The sequence below is a fragment of the Flavobacteriales bacterium genome, assembly GCA_016715895.1.
In the GTDB taxonomy this organism is placed as follows: domain Bacteria; phylum Bacteroidota; class Bacteroidia; order Flavobacteriales_F; family PHOS-HE28; genus PHOS-HE28.
The window spans coordinates 1-6,289 of sequence record JADJXH010000002.1 but is presented as its reverse complement, the minus strand read 5'-3'; the positions used below and the strand labels follow the sequence as shown (position 1 = coordinate 6,289).

Below are 6,289 nucleotides of genomic sequence, written 5' to 3'. Positions count from 1 at the left end.
GGCAGCAATGGCAGGAGATGACGATGCCAGATAAATACTACGCAACCGGCCCGGCCCACGGCAAATACACGCACGGCCACACCATCGCCGGCCAGCGCCACCGCCTGGGCTACGTGTCGGACGAGACCTGGCAGCGGATGGTGGCGCAATGCGAGGCGCTGCAAATCAGCGCCAATGAGCTGACCATCCGCGCCATTCTGGCGTATTTGAAACAGTTGGAGGGGTAAATGGATACGATCACTGAAACGAGACAACTGGCCAGCGACCTGCGTACAGCGGGCGCGGGCCATGACGAGATTATGGCGTATGTTCGATTTTACACGGCGCTACAGGCTGAGTTCGCCAGCAACGTGCGGCTGTACTACGTAGTCAATACGTGCGGTGAGGCGCTGTTGACCGTGCAAATCAATGAGGGCAGGTATTACGCATCCATGGACGTTTCGTGGTATGGTCTGCAAATGTTTCCAGAGACCACCTTCGCCACGCAGGTGGCGCTGGACCTGGTACACGCAATGGCCGAGCGCATGTTTTTGCGCCAGGGTGAGACAAAGTAAAGCCCCGGCCGGGGGTTACCCGGCCGGGGCTTGCCGTGGGGGTGGGGAGCGACTTCATTGTGCCATAATCGCGGACAGTTTGCAAATGCTTGACGCCCCGGCCGGTCCGTTTATACTATAGACATGCCCATATGTGGGGCGCAGATGGCCGCAACGGCCTGTATCTACCTTGCTTCGTATAACCATCATGGGTGAAACCCGCACAAAGAAACACACCAAACCTACATCTTTTGCGCAATGCGCGGTGTGTGGTCGCCGGCTGACATCGCCGGCCAGCATCGCGGCCGGGGTGGGGCCGGTGTGCGGGAAAAGCCCCGGCCGGGGCCACAAACACGCCCTGGCCATTCATGGCTCTAGTGCCTCCTCAGGCGGCGCGGCATTGGCAACCGCGCCGGATTCTCCTTATTCGTGCCCGGCCGGGGATGGTGCACCCCGGCCGGGCGAGGTGCCCGGTATGTTTCAGTTCAAACCAGCTAACGGCGATTGGCAGCCCTGCACAGAGGCAGACGTGCGGGCGGCTATGCGTTGGCTGTACCGCACCGACGAGGCCATGCGCAGCCGGCTGCAATCAATCCGCGCCGGCATCATTCTCATGACGCCAAATGGCCAGTATCGTTGGCTGGACGACGATGCTGTACCAGTGACGTGATTTCATTCCTCCCTCCTGTGCAAAGCCCGGCCGGGGATGGGACGCCCCGGCCGGGCGAGGATGTAACCAAATGACCCCCGAACAAGTGATCGACATTGCGGTGAAACTGCTACTGAACCAGTTCGATTTTGACGCCGAAGAGGCGGAGAAGTTCGCGCAGTTGATGAAGCTGGCGCTGGGCGGTGGCTGATGCCATCCCGGCCGGGGAGTGTGTGCTTGTCTCCTGGCTGCGCGGCGGTGGTCCCGGCCGGGGCTGGCGGCTGGTGTGATGCGCACCGGCCAACCAGCAGCGACGAGCGGGGCAGCGCGGCCAGTCGTGGCTATGGTGCCCGCTGGCGCAGGCTGCGCCGCATGATCCTCAGCCGCTCGCCGTTGTGCGCTGACCCATTCGGCGACCACGCCGCGGCCGGGCGGGTGGAGCTGGCCACCGACGTGGACCACATCGTACCGCGTCGTGACGGTGGCAGCGACCACGCCGCCAACTTGCAAACGTTGTGTCACTCGTGCCACAGTCGCAAAACCGCAGCGGAGCGCGCGCGATGGGAGGGGGGTGGTAAATCGCTGACAGCCGGGGTCGCGGGACTGTAATGATTTTGGGATATAGTTGGGATATATAACATTATGTCAAGACCTGGGCCACGACCAAAACCGACCCGCGTGAAGGAGCTGGAGGGCAACCCTGGCAAACGGCCGCTGCCGCGCAACGAGCCGCGGCCGCAGTTGCCGGTGAAGCGGCCGCGCGGGATGGGGCGGGGGCAGCGTGCGTATTGGGACCAGCACGCGCCGGAGCTGGAGCGGCTGCGGATTTTGACGGGGCTGGATGTGCCGGCCATGCGGCTGATGGCGGAGCACTACACGTTCGCGCTGGAGGCGGCGCGGATATTGGGGGACGAGGGGTTGATTGTGGAGGGGCGGGACGGGCCGAAGAAGCACCCGGCGTGGCAGGCGTTGAGAGACGCCAGCGGGATGTACCTGCGGTTGGCGGCGGAGTTTGGGATGACGCCGAGCGCGCGCACCCGGCTGCAACTGCCGCCGGAGGTGGAGCAGCTCAGCCTGGCGGATTTGCTGTTTGAGGCGGCCAACGGGGGAGAGGCGAGTGAGTGAAATTCGAGGCGGAGCGGTATGCGGCGGATGTGTTGGGGGGGCGGGTGGTGGCCTGCCGCTGGGTGCGGCTGGCGTGTGAGCGGTATGTAGCGGATAGGGAAACGGGGGCGGCGCGGGGGTTGCAGTTTGATGAGCAGGCGGCACGGATGGCGATTGCGTTTTTCGGGGTGCTGCATCACTGGAAGGGGGAGTGGGCGGGACAGCCAATCAAGTTGGAACCGTGGCAGCAATTTATTATTTGGAATGTGTTCGGGTGGCGGCGGGCGGATGGGCTGCGCCGGTTCCGGACGGTGTACCTGGAGGTGGCGCGCAAGAACGGCAAAACGACGCTGGCCGGGGGCATTGGGTTGTACCTGGCGTTTGTGGATAATGAGCCGGGGGCGGAGGTGTACAGCGTGGCGACGAAACGCGACCAGGCGCGCATCAGCCACCAGGACGCGACGCAGATGGTACGCCGCTCGCCGCAGTTGGCGCGGGAGGTGACGGTGTTCAGGGACAACCTGCACAGCCGGACCTCGGCCAGCAAATTTGAGCCGCTGGGGAGCGACAAAAACACGTTGGATGGGTTGAATGTGCATGGGGTGATTGCGGATGAGGTGCACGCCTGGCCGGATGGGGGGTTGTGGGATGTGATGGAGACGGCGACGGGGGCGCGCCGCCAGCCGTTGATGATTGCGATCACCACGGCGGGGTATGACCGGCACTCGTTTTGTTATGGGCTGCACGATTATGCGGAGAAGGTGCTGGGCGGGGTGGTGGAGGATGATAGCTTTTTTCGGGATGATTTACACGCTGGATGTGGGGGATGCGTGGGAGGATGAGGGGGTGTGGGTGAAGGCCAACCCGAACCTGGACGTGAGCAAAAAATCAGATGACATCCGGCGGTTGGCCGGCCGGGCGCGGGAGATGCCGGCGCGGCTGAATGCGTTCCTGCGGCTGCATTTGAATGTGTGGACGCAGGCGGAGACGCGCTGGATTGATGGGGACAAATGGCGTTCGGCGGGTACCCGGCCGGTGCCGGCTGAGGCGGCGCTGGCGGGGCGGCGCTGCTATGGGGGGCTGGACCTATCGACCACGACGGACATCAGCGCCTGGGTGCTGGTGTTTCCGCCGGCGGAGGAGGGGGAGTTGTGGTGGGTGCTGGTGCGGCTGTGGCTGCCGGAGGAGAATTTGCAGCAGCGGGTGAGCCGGGACCGGGTGCCGTATGACGCCTGGGCGCGGGCGGGGCTGTTGACGCTGACGCCGGGCAACGTGGTGGATTATGATTGGATTGAGGCGCAGATCCGCGCGGACGCGGCGCAATTTGATTTGGTCGAGGTGGCGTTTGACCCGTGGAATGCGACCAGCGTCACCAACCATTTGGGCGAGGAGGGGCTGACGCTGGTGGAGTTTCGCCAGGGGTTTGTGACGATGAACCCGGCCATGCGGGCGTTGGAGGTGGCGATTGCGCAGGGGGTGCTGGGGCATGGCAACCACCCGGCGCTGGCGTGGATGGCGGACAATCTGGTGGCGGCGCAGGACCCGGCCGGGAATATCAAGCCGGATAAAAACAAATCGCGGGAGCGGATTGACGGCATGGTGGCGCTGATTATGGCGCACCAGCGGGCGGTGTTGGGTAACAAATCGCGGGAGAGCGTGTATGAGGGGCGGGGGCTGCGGGTGCTATGAGTGACGACGCGCTGCTGCGGCTGCTGGATGGTAGTGACCCGGTCCCGGCCGGGGAGGGGTCGGCGGTGTTCCTGGACTACCTGGAGGCGCGCCGGGCGGCGTTGATTATGGAGCTGCGGCAGGTGGACCGGCTGCTGGTGGAGCACCGGCGGCTGAAACATGAGACGCTGGAGCGGCGGATTCGTTGACAGGGCGCGGGTGTTGGTGTATGATGGTCATTGTCACATACAGGTTTTCGGGGCGTTTTGTGTTTCTAGCGCCGATTTCAACAACTGATTTGTTGGGCAAAGCACCCCGTATCATTGGACTCGCGTCCCGCCTGTATGTGACAATATCGGCGCAGTGGTACGGGGTGTTTTGCGTGACGGAGGCGCAGGATGGCAAACCAACAAAAATCGTTGTTTGAACAGGATAGATTAACGTTACAAGACGCGATGGAATTATCACTCGCTTCATTGGCGGAGTATGGCCGTCGTTATAGGCGGTGGTCGATAGCGTATAGTGGCGGTAAGGACAGTTCGGCCACCGTTACGTTTGTAGCATATGCGATCAAACGGGGATTGGTCCCGGCCCCGGAATCATTGACCATTTTGTATGCTGACACACGGCAGGAGTATCCACCATTGCACGCCACAGCCATGCGGCTGCTGCATCGGCTGCGTGATGATGGATTTGACACGCAGGTGGTATTGCCAGCAATGGATAACCGTTTTTATGTGTATATGCTGGGTTACGGTGTGCCGCCACCATCAAACCGTTTTCGATGGTGTACGCCTAAATTGAAAATTGAGCCGATGGCAGCGGCGCTCGATGCCCAGCGGGGTGACGAGAAATATTTGTCAATTACGGGCGTCAGATTGGGGGAATCATCGGTACGTGACCAGCGGATTGCCGTTAGTTGTTCCAAAGATTCTGGTGAATGTGGCCAGGGTTGGTTTGAGGTTAAGCCGCCCAGTTGGGCCGGAGACACGTTGGCACCGCTGCTCCATTGGCGGTTATGCCATGTGTATGACTGGCTGTATTTTGAGCAGTATCGTCATGGTTACGAAGAGGTTGCGGGGATTGCGGCTGTATATGGCGATGGTGACGTGCGCACTGGCTGTATTGGCTGCCCGTTGGCCAGTAGGGATGTAGCGTTGGAACGGTTGGCCAATACGGCAGAATGGGATCACCTGCTGCCGTTGTTGGAGTTAAAGCCGCTGTTCCGTGAGATGAAAGGCGCGCAATGGCGTAAGCGCAAGGTTTCGCCGGAACGCACACAGGACGGCGGTTACAGTAAAAACGGTCAACGCAAAGGGCCGTTAACGATGCCGGCGCGGGCACATTTTTTGAAGCTGGTGCTGGACATCCAGCGGCGGGTCAATGAGGCTGCTAACGGTCGGCCTGGCGTGGATTTAATTGACGTCGCCGAAGAAGCGCGAATACGGGAGATGTGGTCATTGGATATGTGGCCTAGAAAATGGTCAGCGGCGGATGTAGCGGCCGATGAGTTGATTCCCATTGTGCGGTCAGTTGGTACTGAGTTGGTCGTGCAGCCAATGTTGTTTGAGAGGAGGTGATGCTGGGAGAATGCCTTGCGCTGGCAAGCAAACAACTGACTGACAATATCGGCAAATGATACGGGGTGTTTTGCGTTTATCATGCGATTACTAGATTTGTTTTGCGGTGCAGGCGGGGCAGGGATGGGGTACCATCGTGCTGGTTTTGAGGTGGTCGGCGTGGACATCGCCCCCCAGCCGCGTTATCCGTTTGAGTTTCACCAGGCGGACGCGCTGGAATATTGCGCCGCACATGGTCATGAGTTTGATGCCATTCACGCGTCGCCACCGTGCCAGGCGTATTCATTGGCGTCGCAACAATGGCGCACCAACGGCCAGGAGTATCCCGACCTGGTAGCAGATACTAGACAGGTGTTAGTCGCAACGGGCAGACCGTACATTATCGAAAATGTACCAGGTGCACCGCTTGTTGACCCGACTATACTCAACGGCGCATTTTTCGGGTTGAATCTCAGGCGGACGCGCTGGTTTGAAACCAGTTTCATTGTGCCGTTTGTTTTGTTGCCGGCGGAAGGGCCATCACGGTTTCGAATGGGTCGCCGGCCTGCCACGCATGATCCGGTTGTGCCTGTTGGGAATTTTAGTGGTGTTGCGCGGGCGCGCCAGGTCATGGGCATTGATTGGATGACACGGACTGAGTTATCCCAGGCCATCCCGCCAGCGTATACTGAGTGGATTGGCCGGCAACTGATGGCCATAATGACGAGGAGGTGATGCTGGGAGAATGCCTTGCGCTGGCAAGCAAAATTGACTGG

Annotated in this window: 10 protein-coding genes; all 10 read left to right on the top strand. The window is 60.9% G+C overall.

Going from position 1 to position 6,289, the window contains the following annotated elements; all coding sequences use genetic code 11:
- On the top strand, positions 1-227 hold a 227-nt coding region (locus IPM49_00145; GenBank protein MBK9272937.1), incomplete at its 5' end, for a hypothetical protein.
- Positions 228-554, top strand: a complete 327-nt coding sequence (locus IPM49_00140) for a hypothetical protein (GenBank protein ID MBK9272936.1) — start codon at positions 228-230, stop codon at positions 552-554. It begins immediately after the preceding gene.
- Between the two features lie 187 nt (positions 555-741).
- Positions 742-1,203 carry a hypothetical protein gene (locus IPM49_00135; GenBank protein ID MBK9272935.1) on the top strand — a complete coding sequence of 154 codons (462 nt, stop codon included), beginning with the start codon at positions 742-744 and terminating at the stop codon, positions 1,201-1,203.
- Positions 1,204-1,392: 189 nt separating this feature from the next.
- Complete coding sequence (locus tag IPM49_00130) at positions 1,393-1,791, top strand: HNH endonuclease (GenBank protein ID MBK9272934.1); 399 nt, start codon at positions 1,393-1,395, stop codon at positions 1,789-1,791.
- A gap of 69 nt (positions 1,792-1,860) precedes the next feature.
- Entirely contained in the window at positions 1,861-2,307 is a 447-nt protein-coding gene (locus tag IPM49_00125; GenBank protein MBK9272933.1) for a phage terminase small subunit P27 family, read from the top strand.
- On the top strand, positions 2,304-3,128 hold the full coding sequence (locus IPM49_00120) for a hypothetical protein (GenBank protein MBK9272932.1): 825 nt from the start codon (positions 2,304-2,306) through the stop codon (positions 3,126-3,128). Before IPM49_00125 ends, IPM49_00120 begins: the two co-directional genes overlap by 4 nt.
- Positions 3,088-3,975 carry a hypothetical protein gene (locus tag IPM49_00115; GenBank protein MBK9272931.1) on the top strand — a complete coding sequence of 296 codons (888 nt, stop codon included), beginning with the start codon at positions 3,088-3,090 and terminating at the stop codon, positions 3,973-3,975. The genes IPM49_00120 and IPM49_00115 overlap by 41 nt, the downstream gene beginning before the upstream one ends.
- Positions 3,972-4,163 carry a hypothetical protein gene (locus IPM49_00110; GenBank protein MBK9272930.1) on the top strand — a complete coding sequence of 64 codons (192 nt, stop codon included), beginning with the start codon at positions 3,972-3,974 and terminating at the stop codon, positions 4,161-4,163. Before IPM49_00115 ends, IPM49_00110 begins: the two co-directional genes overlap by 4 nt.
- Positions 4,164-4,352: 189 nt before the next feature.
- A complete protein-coding gene (locus tag IPM49_00105; protein ID MBK9272929.1) occupies positions 4,353-5,534 on the top strand; it encodes a phosphoadenosine phosphosulfate reductase family protein in 1,182 nt (393 codons plus the stop codon).
- 81 nt (positions 5,535-5,615) lie between these two features.
- Entirely contained in the window at positions 5,616-6,248 is a 633-nt protein-coding gene (locus IPM49_00100; GenBank protein MBK9272928.1) for a DNA cytosine methyltransferase, read from the top strand.
- Positions 6,249-6,289: the final 41 nt, after the last annotated feature.

Bases quoted from the DNA above. Each gene is read 5' to 3' on its own strand.
- IPM49_00140 (MBK9272936.1), top strand. From the start codon at position 228: ATGGATACGATCACTGAAACGAGACAACTGGCCAGCGACCTGCGTACA.
- IPM49_00135 (MBK9272935.1), top strand. From the start codon at position 742: ATGGGTGAAACCCGCACAAAGAAACACACCAAACCTACATCTTTTGCG.
- IPM49_00130 (MBK9272934.1), top strand. From the start codon at position 1,393: ATGCCATCCCGGCCGGGGAGTGTGTGCTTGTCTCCTGGCTGCGCGGCG.
- IPM49_00115 (MBK9272931.1), top strand. From the start codon at position 3,088: ATGATTTACACGCTGGATGTGGGGGATGCGTGGGAGGATGAGGGGGTG.
- IPM49_00110 (MBK9272930.1), top strand. From the start codon at position 3,972: ATGAGTGACGACGCGCTGCTGCGGCTGCTGGATGGTAGTGACCCGGTC.
- IPM49_00105 (MBK9272929.1), top strand. From the start codon at position 4,353: ATGGCAAACCAACAAAAATCGTTGTTTGAACAGGATAGATTAACGTTA.
- IPM49_00100 (MBK9272928.1), top strand. From the start codon at position 5,616: ATGCGATTACTAGATTTGTTTTGCGGTGCAGGCGGGGCAGGGATGGGG.